This window comes from Arthrobacter sp. JCM 19049, assembly GCF_001310435.1.
This window is the reverse complement of the sequence record NZ_BAXF01000926.1, coordinates 1-555: the sequence shown is the minus strand read 5'-3', so window position 1 is coordinate 555 and position 555 is coordinate 1. Positions and strand designations below refer to the sequence as shown.

Sequence of the window (555 nt, the reverse complement as noted above, 5' to 3'; positions counted from 1 at the left end):
CGGCAACGATGCGCCGCACCCGGCGGTGCTCCTGCCCGCTGGCGCTGGCCAGCACCGGTGCAGGAAGAACTTTTCGGCCGCGAGGATCCGCAATGCGCTCGGGGCCAGGTCGATCGCGGTGAGCAGCGCATTATCCGGGGTGAACAGTTCCGGGCGCAGCAGGATCCGGCGCACCTGCTGCGGATCCTCGATGATGCGGTAGCGTTCGGTGATTTGTGGCGGGTAGGCCCGGTGCAGGTTTCCGCCCAACGGCGCCCGTCGTGTTGTCGTTGCCGGTGGGCCGGGCATGCTGGGTTCGGTGGCGAACGGGCAGCTCATGAATGCTCCTCCTGGGTGACGGTGCTGATGATGGCGTGCAGTGCCTCCTGCAGCACAGTGGCTTCATGGTGGGCGTGCCCGGTGATGCGCAACCGGGAGATGCCATCCGGAACACTGGGCGGGCGAAAGCAGGCCACGGAAATCCCCTGCACCGCCAGGCATCCGGTGGCGCGGACCGCGGTGGCGGGACTGCCATCCGCACCGAAAGGATCGGCCCGGTCCCACGCTCCACCCGCG

2 pseudogenes are annotated in these 555 nt (G+C 68.6%); both read right to left on the bottom strand.

The window, feature by feature from the left end:
• Window positions 1-318, bottom strand: a pseudogene (locus JCM19049_RS17160) (hypothetical protein); the annotation flags it as partial.
• A pseudogene (locus tag JCM19049_RS17155) lies at window positions 315-555 on the bottom strand (hypothetical protein); the annotation flags it as partial. The pseudogenes JCM19049_RS17160 and JCM19049_RS17155, both read right to left, overlap by 4 nt.